24 protein-coding genes and 1 pseudogene are annotated in these 20,575 nt (G+C 31.6%); 12 read left to right on the top strand and 13 right to left on the bottom strand.

What is annotated here, in order from left to right; translation table 11 throughout:
* The first annotated feature begins 115 nt into the window (after window positions 1-115).
* Together CAAU_RS00360 and CAAU_RS00355 are read left to right on the top strand one after the other, a co-directional pair.
* On the top strand, window positions 116-499 hold the full coding sequence (locus CAAU_RS00360; protein WP_008907451.1) for a DUF2500 family protein: 384 nt from the start codon (window positions 116-118) through the stop codon (window positions 497-499).
* Window positions 486-1,721, top strand: a complete 1,236-nt coding sequence (locus CAAU_RS00355; RefSeq protein WP_008907450.1) for an MFS transporter — start codon at window positions 486-488, stop codon at window positions 1,719-1,721. The genes CAAU_RS00360 and CAAU_RS00355 overlap by 14 nt, the downstream gene beginning before the upstream one ends.
* A gap of 8 nt (window positions 1,722-1,729) precedes the next feature.
* On the opposite strand, the gene CAAU_RS00350 is transcribed toward CAAU_RS00355, so the two are convergent.
* From CAAU_RS00350 to CAAU_RS00330, 7 genes are all read right to left on the bottom strand, one after another.
* The gene (locus tag CAAU_RS00350) at window positions 1,730-2,056 is read right to left on the bottom strand and encodes a thioredoxin family protein (protein ID WP_008907449.1); all 327 of its coding nucleotides are present in this window, start codon (window positions 2,054-2,056) and stop codon (window positions 1,730-1,732) included.
* 70 nt (window positions 2,057-2,126) lie between these two features.
* Window positions 2,127-2,525, bottom strand: coding sequence for a PhnE/PtxC family ABC transporter permease (locus CAAU_RS14970; RefSeq protein WP_242822548.1), 399 nt, complete (start codon window positions 2,523-2,525; stop codon window positions 2,127-2,129).
* 26 nt (window positions 2,526-2,551) lie between these two features.
* Window positions 2,552-2,926 (bottom strand): hypothetical protein, encoded by a 375-nt coding sequence (locus CAAU_RS14965; protein WP_008907447.1) that lies wholly within the window; start codon window positions 2,924-2,926, stop codon window positions 2,552-2,554.
* Complete coding sequence (locus CAAU_RS14960) at window positions 2,923-3,693, bottom strand: PhnE/PtxC family ABC transporter permease (RefSeq protein WP_008907446.1); 771 nt, start codon at window positions 3,691-3,693, stop codon at window positions 2,923-2,925. Before CAAU_RS14960 ends, CAAU_RS14965 begins: the two co-directional genes overlap by 4 nt.
* Before the next feature lie 11 nt (window positions 3,694-3,704).
* Window positions 3,705-4,160 (bottom strand): phosphonate ABC transporter ATP-binding protein, encoded by a 456-nt coding sequence (locus tag CAAU_RS15340; RefSeq protein WP_008907445.1) that lies wholly within the window; start codon window positions 4,158-4,160, stop codon window positions 3,705-3,707.
* 74 nt (window positions 4,161-4,234) lie between these two features.
* Window positions 4,235-4,435 (bottom strand): ATP-binding cassette domain-containing protein, encoded by a 201-nt coding sequence (locus CAAU_RS15335; RefSeq protein WP_008907444.1) that lies wholly within the window; start codon window positions 4,433-4,435, stop codon window positions 4,235-4,237.
* A gap of 9 nt (window positions 4,436-4,444) precedes the next feature.
* Window positions 4,445-5,317 (bottom strand): putative selenate ABC transporter substrate-binding protein, encoded by an 873-nt coding sequence (locus CAAU_RS00330; RefSeq protein ID WP_008907443.1) that lies wholly within the window; start codon window positions 5,315-5,317, stop codon window positions 4,445-4,447.
* Window positions 5,318-5,518: 201 nt separating this feature from the next.
* On the opposite strand from CAAU_RS00330, the gene CAAU_RS00325 reads away from it, so the two are divergent.
* Both CAAU_RS00325 and CAAU_RS00320 read left to right on the top strand, forming a co-directional pair.
* Window positions 5,519-6,847 carry an FAD-dependent oxidoreductase gene (locus tag CAAU_RS00325; protein WP_008907442.1) on the top strand — a complete coding sequence of 443 codons (1,329 nt, stop codon included), beginning with the start codon at window positions 5,519-5,521 and terminating at the stop codon, window positions 6,845-6,847.
* 134 nt (window positions 6,848-6,981) lie between these two features.
* Window positions 6,982-7,338, top strand: coding sequence for a YtxH domain-containing protein (locus CAAU_RS00320; protein ID WP_008907441.1), 357 nt, complete (start codon window positions 6,982-6,984; stop codon window positions 7,336-7,338).
* A 383-nt stretch (window positions 7,339-7,721) separates the two neighbouring features.
* On the opposite strand, the gene CAAU_RS00315 is transcribed toward CAAU_RS00320, so the two are convergent.
* Window positions 7,722-8,438: a GGDEF domain-containing protein gene (locus tag CAAU_RS00315; protein WP_008907440.1), complete on the bottom strand. Its 717-nt coding sequence runs from the start codon at window positions 8,436-8,438 to the stop codon at window positions 7,722-7,724.
* 148 nt (window positions 8,439-8,586) lie between these two features.
* Here CAAU_RS00315 and CAAU_RS00310 point away from each other — a divergent pair, with 148 nt between their 5' ends.
* The 3 genes and pseudogenes from CAAU_RS00310 to CAAU_RS00300 all read left to right on the top strand — a co-directional run bounded on the left by CAAU_RS00310 (window position 8,587) and on the right by CAAU_RS00300 (window position 10,443).
* Entirely contained in the window at window positions 8,587-9,090 is a 504-nt protein-coding gene (locus CAAU_RS00310) for a gamma carbonic anhydrase family protein (protein ID WP_008907439.1), read from the top strand.
* A 35-nt stretch (window positions 9,091-9,125) separates the two neighbouring features.
* Window positions 9,126-9,560, top strand: a pseudogene (locus tag CAAU_RS15650) ((2Fe-2S)-binding protein); the annotation flags it as partial.
* 58 nt (window positions 9,561-9,618) lie between these two features.
* Entirely contained in the window at window positions 9,619-10,443 is an 825-nt protein-coding gene (locus tag CAAU_RS00300) for an Mrp/NBP35 family ATP-binding protein (protein ID WP_008907437.1), read from the top strand.
* An 8-nt stretch (window positions 10,444-10,451) separates the two neighbouring features.
* Here the strand turns inward: CAAU_RS00300 and CAAU_RS00295 are convergent, their stop codons facing one another.
* Entirely contained in the window at window positions 10,452-11,027 is a 576-nt protein-coding gene (locus CAAU_RS00295) for a hypothetical protein (RefSeq protein ID WP_008907436.1), read from the bottom strand.
* Between the two features lie 141 nt (window positions 11,028-11,168).
* On the opposite strand from CAAU_RS00295, the gene CAAU_RS00290 reads away from it, so the two are divergent.
* From CAAU_RS00290 to CAAU_RS00280, 3 genes are read left to right on the top strand one after another with little or no spacing between them, the layout of a single operon-like run.
* Window positions 11,169-12,659: a YjjI family glycine radical enzyme gene (locus CAAU_RS00290; RefSeq protein WP_008907435.1), complete on the top strand. Its 1,491-nt coding sequence runs from the start codon at window positions 11,169-11,171 to the stop codon at window positions 12,657-12,659.
* A complete protein-coding gene (locus CAAU_RS00285; protein WP_008907434.1) occupies window positions 12,656-13,489 on the top strand; it encodes a YjjW family glycine radical enzyme activase in 834 nt (277 codons plus the stop codon). Before CAAU_RS00290 ends, CAAU_RS00285 begins: the two co-directional genes overlap by 4 nt.
* A gap of 14 nt (window positions 13,490-13,503) precedes the next feature.
* Entirely contained in the window at window positions 13,504-14,160 is a 657-nt protein-coding gene (locus CAAU_RS00280; protein WP_008907433.1) for a cysteine hydrolase family protein, read from the top strand.
* Between the two features lie 19 nt (window positions 14,161-14,179).
* Here CAAU_RS00280 and CAAU_RS15320 read toward each other — a convergent pair whose 3' ends face one another.
* From CAAU_RS15320 to CAAU_RS00270, 3 genes are read right to left on the bottom strand one after another with little or no spacing between them, the layout of a single operon-like run.
* Window positions 14,180-14,431: an L-serine ammonia-lyase, iron-sulfur-dependent, subunit alpha gene (locus CAAU_RS15320; RefSeq protein WP_008907432.1), complete on the bottom strand. Its 252-nt coding sequence runs from the start codon at window positions 14,429-14,431 to the stop codon at window positions 14,180-14,182.
* Window positions 14,418-15,455 (bottom strand): L-cysteine desulfidase family protein, encoded by a 1,038-nt coding sequence (locus CAAU_RS00275; RefSeq protein WP_008907431.1) that lies wholly within the window; start codon window positions 15,453-15,455, stop codon window positions 14,418-14,420. Before CAAU_RS00275 ends, CAAU_RS15320 begins: the two co-directional genes overlap by 14 nt.
* Window positions 15,456-15,473: 18 nt before the next feature.
* Complete coding sequence (locus tag CAAU_RS00270) at window positions 15,474-16,316, bottom strand: rhomboid family intramembrane serine protease (protein WP_008907430.1); 843 nt, start codon at window positions 16,314-16,316, stop codon at window positions 15,474-15,476.
* 150 nt (window positions 16,317-16,466) lie between these two features.
* Between CAAU_RS00270 and hcp the strand changes: the two genes are divergently transcribed.
* Window positions 16,467-18,107: a hydroxylamine reductase gene (hcp, locus tag CAAU_RS00265; protein ID WP_008907429.1), complete on the top strand. Its 1,641-nt coding sequence runs from the start codon at window positions 16,467-16,469 to the stop codon at window positions 18,105-18,107.
* Between the two features lie 49 nt (window positions 18,108-18,156).
* Here the strand turns inward: hcp and CAAU_RS00260 are convergent, their stop codons facing one another.
* Entirely contained in the window at window positions 18,157-19,527 is a 1,371-nt protein-coding gene (locus CAAU_RS00260; protein ID WP_008907428.1) for an MFS transporter, read from the bottom strand.
* Window positions 19,528-19,685: 158 nt separating this feature from the next.
* Here CAAU_RS00260 and CAAU_RS00255 point away from each other — a divergent pair, with 158 nt between their 5' ends.
* Window positions 19,686-20,435 (top strand): alpha/beta hydrolase, encoded by a 750-nt coding sequence (locus CAAU_RS00255; RefSeq protein WP_008907427.1) that lies wholly within the window; start codon window positions 19,686-19,688, stop codon window positions 20,433-20,435.
* Window positions 20,436-20,575: the final 140 nt, after the last annotated feature.

Genomic DNA, 20,575 nt, shown 5'->3' with positions numbered 1-20,575 from the left:
CCAAAGGCTTTCTTATATTAGTATATTAAGGTAAAAATTTTTTGACATCGATTTAAAGGAATTTATAGATTTATATAGAATAGTAATATTATGAAAAAATTAGCAGGTGATTTATATGGCAATATATTTTTTTACAATAGTAATTCAATATATAATAACTATATTGATGGCAATTATTATTTTTTTAATATTAATAAGATATTTAAAAAATTTATTGTCACCAGTTAAGACGATACGAGCAAAAGTTATAGACAAAAAGGCGTTTATGATAAGAACGGTAAATATTCCTTATCATGTGAGTCGTAACCTAAATAGAACAAAATTTTCTATAACCTTTGAAACTGAAGGTGGAAAAACAATAGAACTTTTATGCAATAATATTCTTTACGATGGGATTTTTAAAGGAGAAGAAGGATATCTTACATACCAAGGGGAATGGTTAAAGGATTTTAGAAAAAATGAGAGCTTTGAAGGGTGGGCTGAAAATGAATTTATTTAAAAAATTTTTTTCACCATATATAGGACTTCCGAGGGATATATATTTTTTATTTTTGGCAAGGGTTATAAACAGCATGGGAAACTTTGTCTTCCCATTAATGACTATGCTCTTAACCGATAAGCTTAAAATGTCGCCGAAGGCTGCGGGGGAATTTATAAGCCTTGCAGCGGCATCATATATTCCAGGTTCAATCTTGGGAGGAAAACTTGCTGATAAATATGGAAGAAAAAGCATTTTCGTTTTTTGCCAGACTATTGCAGGGCTTTTTATCCTAGCCTGTGCCTTTATTGATAAAACCATGATTCCATGGTTTGTTATTTTATTTGGAGTTTTGAATGGTGCTGCACAGCCTATAAACAGCGCTATGGTAACGGACCTTACAAACAAAGAAAACAGAAAACAAACATTTTCGTTAATTTATCTTGGAATAAACGTTGGATTTGCAGTTGGTCCGTTGATAGCAGGATTTTTATATATAAATTACTTTAATCTAATTTTTATAGGGAACGCAGTAGCTATATTTTTATCAGTGTTCTTTATATGGTATTTTGTAAGGGAACCTGAAATTAAACATGACGAACTTGACGAGATGGAAAGACCAAAGGAAGGCAATACCTTTAAAGTATTATTTGAAAGAAAAGAATTATTATATTTTGCTCTTATTTCTTCAATTTTTGCCTTTTCTTATGCCCAGGTTAACTTTTCAACGACGATACAATTAAAGGACGTTTACGGCGAAAATGCTGCAAGGTTTATGAGCATAATAAATTCAATAAATGCAACTGTTGTAATAACGTTTACAACGATAATCATTCACATAACAAGAAAAAATAAAGCTATATTAAATATAACGATTGCAGGAATATTTTTTGCAATCGGCTTTGGCATACAATATTTTTTTGTAAGTTTCTATCCTTATATTTTGTCGACATTTATTTGGACGCTTGGGGAAATACTGCATGCCACAAATTCGGGAGTTTATATTGCAGATCATACTCCAGCCTCCCACAGAGGAAGGTTTAATTCACTTATGTCTATAGTTCAAGGTTTAGGACATGGGATTAGCCCATTGATAATGGGAAGATTCATACAAAAATATGGAGTAAGAAATGTTTGGCCACTTATATTTATTTTAAGCTCTGCTGCGAGCATTTTTATGTATCTTTTAAGTAAATACGATAAAAAAGAAAATCTAGGTAAAAAAGAAGGGGCTGCAATTTAGCAGCCTTTTTAACTAAAAAGCAGATTATAGTATTTTTTTATAGTTTCCTCAAAACCTTCTACGCTAACATATCTTGATTCCCTTGCGTATTCTTTGCCTTCTATATATAAAAGTATAGTTGGATAAGCAAATACAGAATAAGCACCAGCGGCTTCAAGGGTTTTTGACACATCTATTTTTGCAAGTTTTACGTTTGGATATTTTTGAAGCATTTCTTCTATTTTAGGTAGTAAAACTTTACAAACATTGCATCCTTCCACTGTAAAATATAATATTGCCATTTGATTGGATGATATGAAATCTTTTATCTCATTGTTAGAGTTTAATATCAACATATAAATCCCCTTCCATAATTATTTTACACCCAAAATTATATACTAAGAGGGGGTATATTTCAATAATTAACTATTCCGTTAATTTAACTAAAATAAAATAGCACAACAAAAGCAATGTAATCTCAGAATAATTGAAATAGCTCATGCTTAATTTAAATTGTTGACCTAAACCTCCTGCACCTATAAAACCTACAACTATTGTAGTTCTTGTTATAATTTCAAATCTATATAGTATATATTCAATGAATTTGTCATAAACCGATGGTAATATTCCATAAAAGAAAATTTGAGTTTTTGTAGCACCACAAGAAGCTAAATTTAATAGTGGCTTGCTATCTAAATTTTCAATAACTTCTGAGCAAAGTTTACCTAATATGCCAAAGTTGTGTATTGCCAAAGCTATAGCACCTGCTAAAAGTCCAGGTTTTAAAACGAATACTATAATTAAAGCCCAAAGAAGTTCAGGAATGGCTCTTGAGAAGATATATATTAATCTTATAAAGTAATATAAAAATTTATCAAAATAATTATTTTTTTTGTTACAATATCATTCGTAAAGTTAAATGCTGCAAAAATTACAGTAAAAAAAGCTGAAAGAGTTGCTAATGAAATTGCAATGACGCTCATAACAAAGGTTTCAAAGGTTAATATCAACGCGTTTTTCCAGGAGTTAATATCAAGGAAGGCAGGTTTTTCTTCCAAAAATCCTAATAGACCTAATAAGAATTTTTTACTATGCTCAAAATTATTTTTATTAAATAATTCTTTTAAACTAGCTTTATCAATAATGAAGATAAATAGCCAAGCGAAAATAATAAGAATTGTAACTAGATACGTTGAAAGAGAAACAAACATATCTTTTTGCTTCATTTTACCAACCTCTTTCGGATAGCACTACTCCATAAATCAATTAGATATACTAATATAACAAGAAATAATATATAAGTCCAAGCTTTGTTAAAATTTAAATCATCAAGAGATAATTGAATTTGATAACCTAACCCCCCAAGCCCTACAAAGCTCATAACAGTTGATGATCTTACTGCACATTCAAATCTATATAGAGTATAGCTAAGAATGTCGGCTTTTATTATAGGTATATAACCGTAAAATAAACATTGAAGTTTTGAGGCGCCAGAATTTTTTAGAGAGAATATGGGTTCTTTGGGAACACTATTAAAATAATTACAATATATTCTGCCAAGAATTCCTCCATAGGGAATTGCAATTGCAAAAATACCTGAAAATGGAGAAAGGCCAAAGGCAGAAACTAAAAGCCATGCCCAAACAAGTTCATGTATTGTGCGCATTACTTCAAGTATATTTTTGAATAAATTACTTATTAATCTATTTGTTATTAACACATTAGAACTTAAAACTCCAAGTATAAAACCTATAATAATAGCTAATATCGATCCAGCAATTGCATAAGATAAAGTTCTTATGGTTGAAATCACAGCGAGTGATATTGTTTTAAAAGATAAATCTAGATGCAATAAAGAAATTAAAATATGATAAATTAATATATAACCGTTAGAATGGATTAATCCATCATTATTATTTATTAAAAAGGGTGATAAAAGAAAAGTTATGACTATTACTATAAGCAATAATCTTTTTTTATTATTAATTTGCATAATTCCAACTCCTAGTAGGAATAAAGATTTTTTAATAAATTTTCAGTTAAGTTTTCAGTGGCTACGTCAAAACATATTTTACCTTCCTTTAAGCCAATAATTCTATTAAAGTATTTCTTTGCAAATTCTATTGAATGAAGGCAACACAACAGTGTCATGTTATCCTCTTTAACGATACTAGTTAGCATTTGAAGTATGTCTTCTGCCCTTACAGGGTCAAGTGAAGAAACTGGTTCATCAGCTAAGATTATTTTAGGCTTTTGAACTAAGACCCTTGCTATAGCAACTCTTTGCTTTTCGCCGCCTGAAAGATTTCGAGTTTTTTCGAATGCTTTATCCTCTAATCCAACTCGTTTTAGGGCATCATATGCTAAATTCTTTTCCTGAGGGAAAATAAGACTAAATAATGACTTAAATAGTCCCCATTCATGAAGTTTACCAGAAAGAACATTATGAATAACAGGCAATTCATCGATTAAGTCAAAATGTTGTCTTATTATACCAATTTTTTTAGCAAGTTCTTTATTGGAAAAATAATCATTTAAATTTTTTTATCAATTATAATTTCACCGGAATCAAAAGAAACAACTTTAGCAATAATATTAAAAAGAGTTGTTTTGCCAACGCCTGATGGTCCTAAAATTGCTACTAACTCACCGCTTTGAATATTAAAAGAAATGGAAGATAAAACCTCCATTTCTTTATATTTTTTTGTTAAATTTTTAATTTCAATCACATTCATACTATCACCTTATTTTATTATTCCAAGTTGCTTCGCAACAGACTCAATTGCATTATAGTTATCATTTTTTGTTTCAATAAATTTATCGGTTTGGAAGAAGTCAAGGATTTCCTTTTCTGATTCACCCATTGATAATATAGCATTTTTAACCTTATCTTTAGTTCCATTGCCGAAGATTTCATCAACATTACCATTTATTGTCCAGTTGTAATCAAAATATGCTGGTGTGGTGTAAAATGCTCTAACTTTACTTAAATCTACTTTTCCATCTTTAACTGCTTTTTGCCAAACAGCTTCATTAAGGACACCTGCTTGGAAGGCACCAGATTCTACTAATTTATATGTTTTATCATGGGAACCTGAATAATTTGGCTTACCATTAAAATCTTTTTCGGGGTAGATTCCATTTTCCAAAAGATAATATCTAGGCATTAAATGTCCTGAAGTAGAACTTTCACTACCAAATGTAAAGGTTAAACCTTTTAAATCCTTTATAGAATTAACAGGTAAATTTTTTTGCACAATAAAAACAGAATGAAACTCAGCATCCCTTGGCCTTTGTGCAATTGCTTCAGCTGTTGGGACTTTATTTCTTGCTTGAACGCCAGTTAGCCCTCCAAACCATGCAAGATGTATTTCACCCCTTTCAAAGGCAGTAACTAAAGCAGCATAGTCAACAGATTGAACGTATTCCACTTTAAGCCCTGTTTTATTACTTAGATATTCTGCCATTTTTGTCATCGCACTAGTTAATTCAGATGCGTTTTGATCAGGCAATGCTCCGATTTTAAACGTTGGTTTGTTTAAATTAGAATTATTAGAACAAGATGTAAAGGAAAAAATAAAAAATAATGACAGTAAAACAGATAAAATTTTTTTCATAGTCTCCCTCCTATGTAAATGATAACAATTATTATTCTAAGTAAATTATATATGGATTATTTATTAAAAAAAATAGATAATAATAATTATTGCTTAAAGTATAATAGATAAAAATTATTGAATAAAAAAAATAAATATTAATTGAAAATAATTATTTATAAACATATAATATTATTATAAAGAATAGAAAGGAGAGTTTTTATGAAGGTAGTTGTTATAGGATGTACTCATGCAGGAACAGCTGCAATAGTAAATACTGCAAAACTATACAAAGATGCTAAAATTACTGTTTATGAAAGAAACGACAACATATCATTTTTATCCTGCGGCATAGCTTTATATGTTGGAGGAGTGGTTAAAGACCCATTAGGACTTTTTTATAGTTCGCCGGAAAAACTAAAGGAGCTTGGTGCAGAAACCAAGATTAAACATGAAGTTTTAGATGTGGATTTGGATAAAAAAACATTGAAAGTAAAGAATTTAGAAACAGGAGAAACTTTTGAAGATAACTATGATAAATTAATAATAACAACTGGCTCATGGCCTATTGTTCCTAAGATAGAGGGTATTGAGCTTGAAAATATACTTCTGTCAAAAAACTTTTATCACTCAAATACAATAATAGAAAAATCAAGGGATGCAAAAAACATAGTTGTAGTTGGTGCAGGATATATTGGGGTAGAACTTGCAGAAGCCTTCGAAACAAATGGAAAAAATGTCACACTAATTGACAGCCAAGACAGAATACTTAGCAAATATCTAGACAAAGAATTTACGGACTTAGCAGAAGAGGAATTAAAAAAGCATGGAGTAAGGCTTGCATTATCTCAAAGTGTGATTAGATTTGAAGGAGAAAATGGAAGAGTAGAAAGGGTTGTTACAGATAAGGGAACGTATGATGCTGATCTTGTTATCCTATGTATTGGGTTTAGGCCAAACACAGATTTGTTTAAAGGAAAATTAAACATGCTTCCTAATGGTGCTATTATAGTAGATGAATATATGAGAACAAGCAAAGAGGATGTATTTGCGGCAGGGGATAGCTGTGCTGTATTTTACAATCCGATCAAAAAGCATGAATATATTCCTCTTGCAACCAATGCTGTTAGAATGGGAACTCTTGTGGCAAGAAATTTGATTAAGCCAACAACAAGATATTTAGGAACACAAGGAACATCAGGAATCAAAATTTATGATTTAAATATAGCTGCAACAGGACTTACAGAAAACATGGCAAAATACTATGGACTTGAAACAGAAAGTGTTTTAATTGAGGATAGCTATAGGCCAGAATTTATGCCAACCCATGAAAAGGCAATTTTAAAGGTTGTTTATGAAAAAACAAGTAAAAGAATTCTTGGCAGCCAAATACTATCAAAGGTTGATTTAACTCAAATGATGAATACAGCATCGGTATGTATTCAAAATGATATGACGATTGATGAACTTGCATTTGTAGACTTTTTCTTCCAACCTCATTTTAACAAGCCGTGGAACCTATTAAATATAGCAGCGCTAAATGCAATATAGGCAAGCGATAGCTTGCCTTTTTTGTAACACTTTTTATTATGATGAATATTATAATTGTATCAATAAATTAATTGTTGAATTATTGCTAATATCTACATAAAGTGCTATAATTAACTAAACAAGGAGGGATGGGTATGTCCAAAAAGGTTATAATCGACTTTGATTTTAAAGGCAAGAAAAAGGCAAAGGAAAATCTTAAGAAGGGGTTAGCTATAGGTGCAGCTATAGGAAGCGTCGTAGGATTAGTTTCAGGAATTTTAACAGCACCTAAATCAGGAAAGGAAACAAGGGAAGAAATTAAAGAAGAAGTAAAGGAAGCATCAAAGAAGGCTGCTTTGAAGATAAAGGAAACAACTAAACTAGTTAAGGAAAAGGTTGAAGAAAAGTTTACCAAAAAGGAAGAACCTGTAAACGTAGAAGCTAATATAGAGGAAACGCCATATTCACAGGAAAATATGGAAGGCTTTACGGAAGAAAATCCAAATGAATAAGAGGTGAACTTATGACACTAACGATAACGCCTCAGGGGTTACTTTTAACTTTAATTGCTGTTTTGCTCATATTTATAACATTTTATCTTGTTAAAACTTTGAAAAAATTAAACGAGTTACTTGATAGTGCAAATTCCATATTAAAAGACAATAAAAAGAATATAGATGAATCACTGCAAAATGTTAGTCAAATAACAACTTCAGCAAAACAAAAGATAGACTATGTAGATAAACTATTTAATCCAAATGGAGAAGCTACTGCTTCAAAGGAAGGAATTGACTTAGTTACAACAATAGAGGCAGTTTTAGCTTTAATAAACGAAATAAAAGAAATTTGGCCAAAGAAAAAAGGTTTAAAAAATAGCCGCAAAAGCGGCTATTTTTTATGCTGGTTGAAGATTGATTTCTTTATAGTTTTTTTTATCCTTATACATCATCATATCTGCAAAGGCGATCATTTCATCGGTTGTTTTATAAAAATCCTCAAGGGATGCAACACCAAAGCTTACGCTATGCTCAACTTTTTGATTTTTTAAATTGAGCTCCTTTAATGCTTCCTTTATCCTGATTATTATATTTTCTGCCTTTAGACTGTTGCAATTAGGTAGAATTATTAAAAATTCATCTCCACCTATTCTTACTACATAATCTGAATTTCTTATATTCTTTTTTAAAACATCTACGACATTAATAATTAATCTATCACCCTCATGATGCCCCAATGTATCGTTTACTTGTTTAAGGTTATTGATATCAGCATAGATGATAGAAAGATCTTTATTTTCCTTCTTATGTTTTTCAAATATTTTTTCTAGAATCTCAAGGCCGGCATTGCGATTATAGGCTCCCGTCATAATATCGTATGTTGCAAAATACTTCCATATTTTTATTCTTCTTTCGGTTTCTTTTTTTATTAATACATAAAGGAGAACAGCTGTTATAAATATGAAGAAGAAACCCTTGAAAATAGAAATTTTAACGTAAAATGCCCTTTGATTTGCGTATTTAACTATAAAAATATCCGAATAAAAAATCCAAGCGATGCTTAATATAACATAAACTAATACTATTTTAAGTGCACCTAAATTTATTTTTTTCAATCTTTATCTTCCTTTCAAAAGGAATTTCATGTTTATATTATACATATTAATTCGACAGTTTTCAACAAAATAAATATTCATATTGATTTTTTATTACAATTATTTTATCGTAGAAATTAGAGAATACTTGATATATGGAGGATTATTTATGGAGCATAAATATAAAAATCATTTGCCTAAAATCCATGAAACTGCTTTTGTTGCAGAGGGTGTTCATATCATTGGAGATGTTGAAATTGGTGAGGATTCTAATGTATGGTTTAATGCTGTATTAAGGGGAGATGTAAATAGCATAAAAATCGGGAAAGGAACCAATATTCAGGATAATACTACTGTTCATGCCTCAACCGGACAAAGTCCAACCATAATAGGTGACTATGTAACAGTAGGACATAACTGTGTTATTCATAGTTGCAAAATAGGGGATTATTCACTTATAGGTATGGGTTCAATTATTTTAGACAATGCAGAAATTGGAGAATATACTATTATAGGTGCAGGTTCTTTGGTAACCCAAAACAAAAAAATACCTCCAAGGGTTTTATGCATGGGTTCGCCTGCAAAGGTTATTAGGGAATTGACTGAAGAAGAAATAGAATATCTTAAAAATTCTGCAATACACTACATAGAACTATCTAAAAATTATAGGTAGGTGATATTATGATTAACAATTCAAGATCCTGCTGAAGTCCTAAGGGGGCTTCAGTTGAAGCATTAGTAAAAAAATGTCCGAAATGCAATATGAAGGGGGAAGGGGTAAGTTTAAAAACCGTAAAACACCTTGTGAAGGAAGATAAATTGGTTAAGGATTTGAACTATTCAATTTGCCTTAATGAGGATTGTGATGTTGTGTATTATTCAGATGATGTAATATATAAAAAGGAAGATGTAAAGGTCCCAGTGTGGTTTAAAAGGGATGCTAATCCCAAATATATCTGCTATTGCAGCAGGGTAACAGAAGAAGATATAAAAAGGGCTATAGAAGATGGTGCCAATACTTTGAAGGATGTGATAATAAAAACCGGTGCAATGAAAAATTGTAATTGTGAAATAAACAATCCAAGGGGAAAATGCTGCAGCAATGATATAAAAAAAGTAATGGAAAAGTATATGGGCATTTGACAAAAACAATATAAAGAGTTAATATATAAATGTCAAATGCTAAAAATGAGGTGATATTATGTCAAATTGCAATACATGTCCTTCAGCTGCAACCTGCAGCAGTAAAGATGCTGGAACATGCACAATTGAGCTTAACCCAAACAACAACATTAAAAAGGTTATTGCTGTAATGAGCGGTAAAGGTGGAGTTGGAAAATCTACTGTTTCAGTTCTTATTGCAAAAAAGTTAAGAGAAAAAGGTTACAAGGTTGGCATTTTAGATGCAGATATAACAGGCCCAAGCATTCCAAGACTTTTAGGCATTAAAGATAAAAGGGCAACAGGTAACGAAGAATTTATTTTTCCTGTTGAAACTGATGATGGAATAAAGGCAATGTCTCTAAACTTTTTAATGGAGGATGAAAATCAGCCTGTAATTTGGAGGGGGCCCATAATAACAGGCGTAGTTCAGCAGTTTTGGAATGAGGTTCTATGGGGTGATTTAGATTATCTTATAATCGATATGCCACCTGGAACAGGGGATGTTGCCCTAACGATAATGCAATCTATTCCAATTACCGGACTTATAATGGTTTCAGTTCCGCAGGATTTGGTTTCAATGATTGTTGCAAAGGCGATAAACATGGCAAGAAAGATGAATATAAATGTTTTAGGTGTAATTGAAAATATGAGCTATATTGTTTGCCCAGATTGTGGAAAGAAGATTAAACTATTTAAAGGAGATACTGAAAAGTTTATAAAGGATTTGGGTGTTGAACTTCTTGGAGAAATTCCGATGAATGAAGATATGAATAATTTAGAATTATATTACGAAAATAAAGATAATATCTCCAAAATATTTGAACCAATAATAAATAAAATATTAGAAAAAGTAAATGGATAGGTGGGGACCTATCCATTTAATATTATTAGGATTGCCAATGTTGATAAAATGCCAACTAAAGTTCCAAGGGATAATTCTTTAGAAGTATGACGGTTCATCTTTAGCCTTGCCCACCATGTTAAGGGTAAGGCAATAGATAATATTATAGTTTTATATCCAATAAAGCTAAAGGTAAAGGTTAAGGGGCCAGCAATTCCGCAGGCGTGGCCACTGGCCTTTATTTTTATTACTTTATTTATAAATGTCAAAATAATGCTTGATAAAAGATAGGATAAGAAGATTATTTTTATTTTATAAGGGGCATTAAAATAAAAAACTAATATTGTTCCTAATATGTAAGAGAGTAATGCAAAAATAAAAGCTAATTTTCTTTCACCACTTCGCCCTTGTGCTTTAATGGATGGAATGAAGTTTTGAACAAAGTATGAAGATATAGGAATTAAAGTCAAAAATAAAATACAAAAGTATAGCCATTTTATATCGTTAAAAATTGTTGTATTTTTATGGATGAACAAAATTACAAATAAAGCAAAACTCGGAACAGTAGTAATGATACTTATTATTTTAGCCAATTTTAGCTGCATAATCCCACCTCAATTCAGGTTAATTATTTGACAGACCTTCTACTAAAATTATCTCAGATAAATTTTTCCAAGTCAATAAATTACTGCAAAGCATAAAATAGTTTGTTATAATAAAATTAAGAACAGGTCAGGGGTGATGTTATGGATAATGTTTTAAATATAATCAAAGATTTTACTCAAACCTATCATCAAAAGCTTATATCTCTTGCAAGGGCTGCAGAAAATTCATTAAATGTTCTTAATATAAGCGATGAAGTAAAGAATTTAAAGGAAGAAGGAATAATTTGCGATCTTAATGAAGGAAATGCTCCATATAGGCCAAGATATATAGTTGTTGACTTTGAAAAATTTTTTAAAAATGGAAGCGATTTTTTAAGACTTAATCCTCCAAATGATATATGGGAGGCTACTAATAATCTTTTAATATTATATAAGCATATTCCCTCAATAACAAGCTTCCCAGTTTATATAGGCAACATAGATTATTTGCTTGAACCCTTTATTGAAGATGAGAAGGAGGCATATAAAGCTATAAAACTATTTTTAGAGCATATTGATAGAACCATTACTGATTCATTTTGTCATGCTAATATAGGTCCTAAAAGAACAAAGGCAGGAGAAATAATTTTAAAAATAACGAGGGAACTTCAAAATTCAGTTCCCAATATAACTTTAAAGTATAGTGATGAAACCGATGATGATTTTGCAATTGAAGCAGTTTTAACATCCTTAGATACAGCAAAACCAAGTTTTGCAAATCATGATATGTTTATAAAGGATCTGGGTGAAAACTATGCTATAGCCAGCTGTTATAATGGGCTGCCAGTAGGAGGAGGAAGCTATACTCTTGTTAGACTTAATCTTGCCTATCTTGCTAAAAAGGCAAAGGATGAATTTGATTTTTTAGATAATATCTTACCCTATGCAGTTGATGTGATGGCAAACTACATGGATGAAAGAATAAGATTCTTAGTTGAAGAGTCAAACTTTTTCCAAAGCAGCTTCCTCGTTAAGGAGGGGCTTATAGACAAGGATAGGTTTACAGCTATGTTCGGAATTTTTGGTCTTGCAGAGTGTGTTAATTATTTTATAAATTCAAACAATGCTTTTGAAAGGTTTGGTCATGGAAAATATGCTAATGAACTTGGTATAAAAATAATAGAAAAGTTAGACGAAGAAGTAAAAAAACATAAAAATAATTTCTGCAAGTTTTCTAACGGAAATTTCCTTCTTCATGCTCAAGTTGGCATTGATACAGATAAAGGAATAAGTCCAGGATGCAGAATTCCAATTGGTGAGGAGCCAGAGCTTCCACAGCATCTTTTACAGTCTGCACCTTTTCATAAATATTTCCCTTCTGGAATAGGGGATGTCTTTAGCTTTGATGTTACAGCAAAAAACAACCCGGAGTTTATCTTAGATATTATAAAGGGTTCCTTTGCAAGCGGTTTAAGGTATATATCCTTTTATGGGAACGACAGCGATGTTATAAGGATTACAGGTTATCTTGTGAAAAAATCAGACATAGAAAAGCTAGAAAAGGGTGAACAAGTTTATAACGATGCTGTTGTATTAGGACTTGGTTCAGTTAAAAATCAAAGGATTCTTGAAAGAAAGGTAAGGAAAATATGAAGGCACCTGTTAATAAAATAATTCCCTTTAGTAGTGTTGATGGACCTGGGAACCGATTTTCTTTATTTTTTCAAGGATGTAATTTTAACTGTCTTTATTGCCACAACCCAGAAACGATAAACTTATGTAATAACTGTGGAATTTGCCTGGAAGTTTGTCCAAAGGGTGCTTTAAATATTATTGATGGGAAGGTTTTATGGAAGGAAGCTCTTTGTGTAAAGTGTGATTTGTGTATAAAAGAATGCCCCAATCTAAGCTCGCCTAAAGTTAAATATATGTCGGTTAAAGAAATTTTAAATGAGGTTTATAAATATAAACTTTTTTTATCAGGGGTAACTGTATCCGGTGGGGAATGTATGCTTTATGCTGAATTTTTGAAGGAATTATTTAAAGAAATAAAGAATTTAAACCTAACTTGCTTTATTGATTCTAACGGATATATTTTGTTTGAAGAATTTAATGATTTATTGAATTTAACTGATGCAGTTATGCTTGATGTAAAATCCTATGATGAAAAGGAACATATCATGCTTACAGGAAAAAGCAATAAAAATGTTTTGAGGAATTTAATCTATCTTGGAAGCATAGGAAAACTATATGAAGTGAGAACAGTTGTAGTTCCAGATGTTTTAGATAATGTTAACAATATTTATAGTATAAGCAAGATGATAGCAAATATTGATGACAAAATAAGATACAAGCTTATAAAGTTTAGACCTTTAGGCGTAAGGAAGGAATTTTCAAGAATAAAAAGTCCAACGGATGATTTTATGACAAAGTTAAAAGAAATAGCCGTAAATAATGGTTGTAAAAATGTTATAATAACGTGATAAGGAGGAATAGTATGGGGCTTGATGAAAAGAAAGCTTTAGATGCTTTAGAGGAAATGAAAAAATTTTTAGAGGAAAGACCTGACTTAGATATTAAGGAATTAAATTCAAAAGAAACAGTTTTAGTTATAGTTGATATGATAAACGGATTTTGCAAGGAGGGAAACCTCTCAAGTCCAAGAATAAAGGCTTTGATCCCAGAAACAGAAAGAATACTAAGGCTTTGCAAAGAAAATGAAATAAAAGCCATTGCTTTTGCTGACAGCCATAGTGAGGATTCCCCTGAGTTTAGTTCATATCCAAGTCATTGTGTAAGAGGAACATGGGAAAGCGAGGTTGTGGATGAATTAAAAGAGGTAGCAGAACTAAAAATAATTAACAAAAATTCTACTAATGGTTTTTTAGAGGATGAGTTTCAAGATTGGCTAAAGAATAATCCTCAGATTAAAAATTTTATAATCGTAGGTGACTGCACAGATATATGTGTTGAACAATTTGCCAATACCTTAAAGGCATATTTTAACATGAAAAATATAAAAGCAAGGGTTATAGTGCCAATAAGTGCAGTAGAAACTTATGATTTAGGATATCACTATGCAGAACTTTTAAATATAGCTGCATTAATGATAATGGCAGGAAATGGAGTCGAAATAGTAAAGACCGTAAAATAAGAGGATGCTTTGCATCCTCTTAACATTTATTTATCATTATGTTTAGTATTACATCATCTGTTACAGACATTCCTAATGTTCCAACCTTGGCAAGGTTAATTATCGTTTTTTCAACATCATCTTCAATTATTCCGTCATGTTTTGATACCTCAATTCCTGAAACAGCAAGAAGTGCTGACTGAACTGCAGCAGATGCTGATGTTGCAAGTTTTAGGGCACAGCTTGGTTTAGCGCCATCGCATACAATTCCAGTAAGGTTAGCAACCAGCAACCATATTCTTTATTGCTTTAGTTATATTATCATATGCTCCACCTAAGAGATAAGTAATTGCACAGCTTGCACCAATACCTGCAGCGACACCGCATCCACAAACAGGTGAAAGTCTTCCTAAATGGGTTTTTATATGGTAGGTTATTAAATGCCTTATTGCAATAGCTCTAGCAAGCTTTTCTTTGCTACAGTTTAATTTTTCAGAAACTGCAACCACCGGCAATATTGCAGTTAACCCCTGATTACCACTTCCTGCACTGCTCATAACAGGCAAGGTTGCTCCGGACATCCTGGCGTCTGCTCCGGCTGCTGTTAGGGCCATAGCAAAATTGTGAATGTCATCGGACAAAATTCCTTTTTTGATATTTTGAATAATGTTTTTACCGACATTAAGGCCATAATTTTTGTCTAAACCTTCCTGTGCAATTTTTTTATTCATTTCAACGCCTTCTAGTAAGAATGCTATTTCTTCAAAATTTACTGATGTGGCAAATTCATATATTTCTTTTATTGATAGCCTGTGGCTTTTAGAGGATACGGCGATTTCTTCTATTTCATCCTTTACAATCACATTTCCATTTCTTTCAACATATATTATCCTATCATGCTTATCCTTGATGATAACTTTAACATAGGAATCCCCTTTATACAGAATAGATTCAATATATAGCTTGTCCTTAGTTTCCTTGAGAAAGATTTTAATCTTATCATTTTTTAAAAAATTTTTTGCCTCTAAAAGCAATTTATCATCTACATCTTCAAGTATATTAAGCCCTTTGTGGGAGTTTCCTATTAAACTTCCTACAGCAGCTGCAATATCAAGACCTACCATATCAGTGTTTGGAACATAAACCCCCATTCCGTTTTTTAAAACATTTTTACTGACAAAAACTTCAACTTTATCAGGGATATCATTAAGTTCATCCTTTGCCCTCCCACAACATAGGGCTACAGCTACGGGCTCAGTGCAGCCAAGGGCAGGTTTAACTTCACTTTTTAGTATTGTTAAACAGTGAGTATCCATTAATATTTCCTCCTCTACTTATTCTTTCTTCTTTGGTTTAAATTCTATAATTTTTGATTTTAATTCCTCTTCTTCTGTAATGTGTTCGTGATTATAAAGGTGCTCTGAGCAATATGCATGTTTTCCAGCACATTTTGAACAATATCTAAATTCCATAGTAGGCTCATCTGCATCGGTTATACCGCAGACGGTGCATTTGTGATGATAATTTTTTGACTTTGGAAGTTTGCTTTTAAATTCTTTTCTTCTTAAGTATGAGTATCTTCTTGCTTTTGTCCTTGTAAATATTTCATCTCCAAAGAATATTAAAAAGTTAAGGACGGAGAAAAGAGCTGTAATTTTTGAAGGGAAAGGACTAAATAAAACAGCGTATGCGAGGGATATCCAATAAACATATCCGATATATTTTACCTTTATTGGAAGGATGAAAAATAAAAGTATTTCCATATTAGGGAAAAGATAAGCAAAGGCTAAAAATAACGATAGATTAAGATAAAAGGATGTTCCATATCCTCCGGTTATAAACATGGCTGCTATTGTTGCTAAAGTTCCGATAAGGTAATAAAGGTTAAACTTAAAGGAACCCCAATAATTTTCGAGGGAAGTGCCTATCATGTAATAAAAATAGAGGGTTATTATAAGCCAAAGGGGGCTAAAGGTTGGTGGAATAAAGAGGAAGGTTATAAGGCGCCAAACTTGTCCTTTTAAAACAAGACTTGGAATGAGCATAAAATTATCGATTATAGATGGATTAAAGGTAGATACTAAATAGGTTGCGAAGGTTAAAGTTACGATATACAACATTAAATTTTTTATTGAATATTTATGATATTTATTTTCCAGCTTATATAACCACTTCATGTCAATCATCCCTTCAATTGTATTTTAATTATATTATAACCTAAAACAAAATTTTTTTCATTAAATTTAACTATGTGATAAAAATCACTGATTGGGATGGGATAAAGTAGTATATTTAAATTGTAAAATTAATCAAAAGGAGGAATAAACATGAGTATGTTTTGTTTTCAATGCCAAGAGGCTGCAAAGGGTGTAGGTTGCTCTTTAAGGGGTGTCTGTGGAAAAACTGATGATGTTGCAAGAATGCAGGATCTTTTTATGTATACTTTAAAGGGCATTTCGTTATTTAACATTGTTGCAAAGGAAAACGGCATTCAATTTGATGATGTTGATAAATTTGTGATGGAGGGTTTGTTTGCTACAATCACAAATGTTAATTTTGATAAAGTTTACTTTGTAAAAAAGATTAAGGACGCACTTATGGTAAGAGATAATATTAAACATGCTCTTTCAATTAAAGGAATAAATATTAGCGATATTAATCATGATGCAGCTATTTGGACTGGAAGTGAAGATAACTTTGATTTAAAGGCATTAGAAATAGGAATTCTTTCTACAGAAAATGAAGATATAAGATCATTAAGAGAGCTTATAACTTACGGTGTTAAGGGAATGGCTGCCTATGCTTATCACGCATATCAATTAGGCTTTAAGGATAATGAAATTTTCAAATTTATGCAAAGGGCACTTGCAGCAACTTTAAATTATAGTTTAACTGCGGATGAGCTTGTTGCTCTTGCAATGGAAACTGGGAAATATGCAGTAGACACAATGGCCCTTTTAGATAAGGCTAATACTTCAACATATGGAAATCCTGAAATAACAAAGGTTAATATTGGAGTTAGAAATAATCCAGCTATCTTGATAAGTGGCCATGATCTTAAGGATCTTGAAGAGCTTTTAAAGCAAACAGATGGGACAGGAGTTGATGTTTATACTCACGGTGAAATGCTTCCAGCCCATTACTATCCAGCATTCAAGAAGTATCCTCATTTTGTAGGAAACTATGGAAATGCATGGTGGCAACAGGATAAAGAATTTGAAAGCTTTAATGGACCAATCCTTATGACAACTAACTGCTTAGTCCCACCAAAGGATTCATATAAGGATAGGGTATATACAACAGGGGTTGTAGGCTTCCCAGGAGTTAAACATATAAGTGAAGGTGCAGATGGAAGAAAGGACTTTAGTGAAATTATAGAACATGCAAAGAGATGCAAGCCGCCTGTTGAGATTGAAAAGGGCGAAATAGTTGGTGGATTTGCCCATAATCAGGTTCTTGCCCTTGCAGATAAAGTTGTTGAAGCTGTAAAAAGCGGTGCAATAAAGAGATTCTTTGTAATGGCAGGCTGTGATGGTAGAATGAAGTCAAGGGAATACTACACAGAATTTGCAAAGGCCCTTCCAAAGGATACAGTTATATTAACAGCAGGATGTGCAAAGTATAGATATAACAAATTGGATCTTGGAGATATTGGAGGAATCCCAAGAGTTCTTGATGCAGGACAATGCAACGATTCATACTCTCTTGCAGTTATTGCACTAAAACTTAAGGAAGTATTTGGTCTTAATGACGTTAATGAGCTTCCAATCTCATACAATATTGCTTGGTATGAACAAAAGGCTGTAACTGTTCTTCTTGCATTGCTTTACCTTGGAGTTAAAAATATCCACCTTGGACCAACACTACCAGCCTTCCTTTCACCAAATGTTGCTAAAGTTTTAGTTGAAAAGTTTGGAATAGGTGGAATAACAAATGTTGAAGATGATTTAAAAATGTTTTTAGGCTAATATAAAAAACTTAAACTTAAGTGCCTGGCACTTAAGTTTAAGTTTTTATTTATATACCTATATTTTTATCCTTCTTTGAAATACCTATTAGGATATATTGTTCATTGTATTTTAAAAACAATATAAGCCCTAAAAAACAGAACAGTGCGGCTGATAAGGCAGTTAACCTTATACCGATTTCGTTGCTTCCGTTTCTTTTGTATAGTAAAAGTGAACTTAAAACCAGCATAGAAAGCATCTGACCAACCTTTGACATAAATGTCCTAGTGCCAAAGAATATTGCCTCTCTTTTAGAACCTGTATGAATAGCATCAAACTCTGCTATATCTGCAATAACTGCGTTAGGCAATATTCCAAAAACTGCCATAGGAATTGAGGCAAAAATAACTAAAAGATATGCTTGAATAGTATTGGATATCGGAAGCTTTCCTAAAAAGAAACCCAATGAGTAGGTAACTATAAAAAGAACAAAGGCAAAGATAAGAAGTTTTTTCTTCCCATATTTTTTTGCAAGTAAATTAACCGGAACATAGAATATAAAGGATCCTACCCCGAGTAAAATCAATAGAATGCCTAACATAGCTTCAGGAAGGTCCAACAAAATAGTTATATAGTATAGGAGAGCATTTTGAAATGTGGTAATTGCTATCCAGTAAACTAAGTCGGAAAAAACAAATACTTTAAAATCCTTGTTTTTAAAAGTGGCTTTTATGGATTCTACCATTTTAATTTCTGAAGGAGTTGCTTCACAATATTTTTTTTCATCTATTGTAAATACGGGGATAAGCAAAAATATTAAAGCAATTAATGAAAGTATTGAAAAAGTGATTAATATAGCACTTCTTTTGCTATAGCCCATATTTAAAAATATATTCCATATAACAGGGGCCTGAGAGGCAACGGCAAAGCCTAAAAACCATGTAATGGAAATCGCTGTAGAAAGATTAAGTCTTTCTTCAGGTGTATGTCCAAGTTCTGAAAGCAGCGCAAAATAAGGTGTTACATACATCGTCATAAAAAGATAGAATAGAAGAAGTAGTATTGTTAAATATAAGGCGTTATAATAACTTTCACTATTTAAAGGAGCCCAAAATACAAGAACTGTTGTGAGCGTAAAGGGAATAGCAGAATACTTCATAAAAGGGATTCTCCTACCATCTTTAGATTTACATCTGTCACTTAAGGTTGCAATCCATGGATCGGTTATTGCATCAAAAAATCTTCCAAGCATCGTAATTAAACCAATGATAGTTAAAAAACCAAAAAAAGTAACCTGAGGAATCAAAGTAGAAATTCCTGACTTTTCAGTAGGAATATAGTAGAAGATAAGGTATGTTCCTATTATTCCTGATAAAATTGACCAGCCCAATTGCCCTAATGAATATTCCACGAGTTTCGAAAAAGGTAGTTTTTCCTTCATGTTATCCCCCCACATTTGAAAATTTTTAAGAAAAAAGAAAATAGAAAAGGCTTTCTATTATATTTTAAGATATTTTGTTTAAATAGTAAATAAGTGAATTGGAAATTTTCAGAAAATTGCTCTATAATTGTAATTAAGATAGGCTGAGGGGGGATTGAATGAAAGATTTACAGTTAAATCAAGAAGATCTGAAAAGAGAATATTTTTTAAAGGGCAGAGAAGAAGGGTGCCTTTTAATTCATGGATTTACTTCAACGCCTGCTGAACTTAGGGAATTAGGACACTTTTTAAATGAAAAGGGATATACTGTTTATGGTGTTAGATTGCATGGGCATGGGACTTCAATTGATGAAATGGAAAGATCTACATTTAAGGATTGGATAAAATCTGTTGAAGGGGGACTAAATTTTTTAAAGGAAAGCTGTTCTAAGATTTATGTTATAGGCCATTCTATGGGTTCACTATTAGCGTTATATATTGCTGAAAATTATGATATAGATAAGGTAGTAGCTCTATCACCTCCGTTAATCTTAAAAAACAAAACAGGGAACTTTGCCTTTTTAATAAAGTATTTTATGAGATATGCAAAATGGCCACCAGAGGAAAGACCAGAAGAAGAAAAGAAATACCTTCTAGGGTATGATAAAATTCCAGTAAAGTCAATTCATGAATTTAATAAATTAAATCGCTTGGTAAAAAAGAACTTAAAAAAAGTAAAATCACCTTTATTTATTGTTCAGTCCGAAAAGGATAGCACTGTGGATATTGCAAGCGTTGATTATCTTTATAACGCAGCTACATCTTCTGTGAAACAAAAGTGTATCTTAAAAAAGTGCGGGCATAACATAACAATTGAATGTGAAAAGCATGATGTTTTTAATGCAGTATATAAATTTTTAAATTCATAAAAACTTCATCATCTAAACACTAAAGGAAGTTTGTCTACAACCTAAAATCCGGATAAAAACCTAATCCGGATTTTTTACTTTTTGCAAATTTACAAGTTTACTTATGATAATTAGATGATAAAATTATTTATAAAGAACTA

It is taken from the genome of Caloramator australicus RC3 (assembly GCF_000297115.1).
Classification (GTDB): Bacteria; Bacillota; Clostridia; order Clostridiales; family Caloramatoraceae; genus Caloramator; species Caloramator australicus.
This window is presented reverse-complemented; position numbering and strand designations above follow the sequence as displayed.

Excerpts from the sequence above, each read along its gene's own strand:
- CAAU_RS00275 (WP_008907431.1), bottom strand. The coding sequence starts at position 15,455 with ATGGATACTCACTGTTTAACAATACTAAAAAGTGAAGTTAAACCTGCC.
- CAAU_RS00285 (WP_008907434.1), top strand. The coding sequence starts at position 12,656 with ATGAAGGCACCTGTTAATAAAATAATTCCCTTTAGTAGTGTTGATGGA.
- CAAU_RS00290 (WP_008907435.1), top strand. The coding sequence starts at position 11,169 with ATGGATAATGTTTTAAATATAATCAAAGATTTTACTCAAACCTATCAT.
- CAAU_RS00300 (WP_008907437.1), top strand. The coding sequence starts at position 9,619 with ATGTCAAATTGCAATACATGTCCTTCAGCTGCAACCTGCAGCAGTAAA.
- CAAU_RS00355 (WP_008907450.1), top strand. The coding sequence starts at position 486 with ATGAATTTATTTAAAAAATTTTTTTCACCATATATAGGACTTCCGAGG.
- CAAU_RS15335 (WP_008907444.1), bottom strand. The coding sequence starts at position 4,435 with ATGAATGTGATTGAAATTAAAAATTTAACAAAAAAATATAAAGAAATG.
- CAAU_RS14965 (WP_008907447.1), bottom strand. The coding sequence starts at position 2,926 with ATGAAGCAAAAAGATATGTTTGTTTCTCTTTCAACGTATCTAGTTACA.
- CAAU_RS00360 (WP_008907451.1), top strand. The coding sequence starts at position 116 with ATGGCAATATATTTTTTTACAATAGTAATTCAATATATAATAACTATA.
- CAAU_RS00270 (WP_008907430.1), bottom strand. The coding sequence starts at position 16,316 with ATGAAGTGGTTATATAAGCTGGAAAATAAATATCATAAATATTCAATA.
- CAAU_RS00320 (WP_008907441.1), top strand. The coding sequence starts at position 6,982 with ATGTCCAAAAAGGTTATAATCGACTTTGATTTTAAAGGCAAGAAAAAG.
- CAAU_RS00280 (WP_008907433.1), top strand. The coding sequence starts at position 13,504 with ATGGGGCTTGATGAAAAGAAAGCTTTAGATGCTTTAGAGGAAATGAAA.
- CAAU_RS00255 (WP_008907427.1), top strand. The coding sequence starts at position 19,686 with ATGAAAGATTTACAGTTAAATCAAGAAGATCTGAAAAGAGAATATTTT.
- CAAU_RS00310 (WP_008907439.1), top strand. The coding sequence starts at position 8,587 with ATGGAGCATAAATATAAAAATCATTTGCCTAAAATCCATGAAACTGCT.
- CAAU_RS00295 (WP_008907436.1), bottom strand. The coding sequence starts at position 11,027 with ATGCAGCTAAAATTGGCTAAAATAATAAGTATCATTACTACTGTTCCG.
- CAAU_RS00330 (WP_008907443.1), bottom strand. The coding sequence starts at position 5,317 with ATGAAAAAAATTTTATCTGTTTTACTGTCATTATTTTTTATTTTTTCC.
- CAAU_RS00325 (WP_008907442.1), top strand. The coding sequence starts at position 5,519 with ATGAAGGTAGTTGTTATAGGATGTACTCATGCAGGAACAGCTGCAATA.
- CAAU_RS00350 (WP_008907449.1), bottom strand. The coding sequence starts at position 2,056 with ATGTTGATATTAAACTCTAACAATGAGATAAAAGATTTCATATCATCC.
- CAAU_RS00260 (WP_008907428.1), bottom strand. The coding sequence starts at position 19,527 with ATGAAGGAAAAACTACCTTTTTCGAAACTCGTGGAATATTCATTAGGG.
- CAAU_RS14960 (WP_008907446.1), bottom strand. The coding sequence starts at position 3,693 with ATGCAAATTAATAATAAAAAAAGATTATTGCTTATAGTAATAGTCATA.
- hcp (WP_008907429.1), top strand. The coding sequence starts at position 16,467 with ATGAGTATGTTTTGTTTTCAATGCCAAGAGGCTGCAAAGGGTGTAGGT.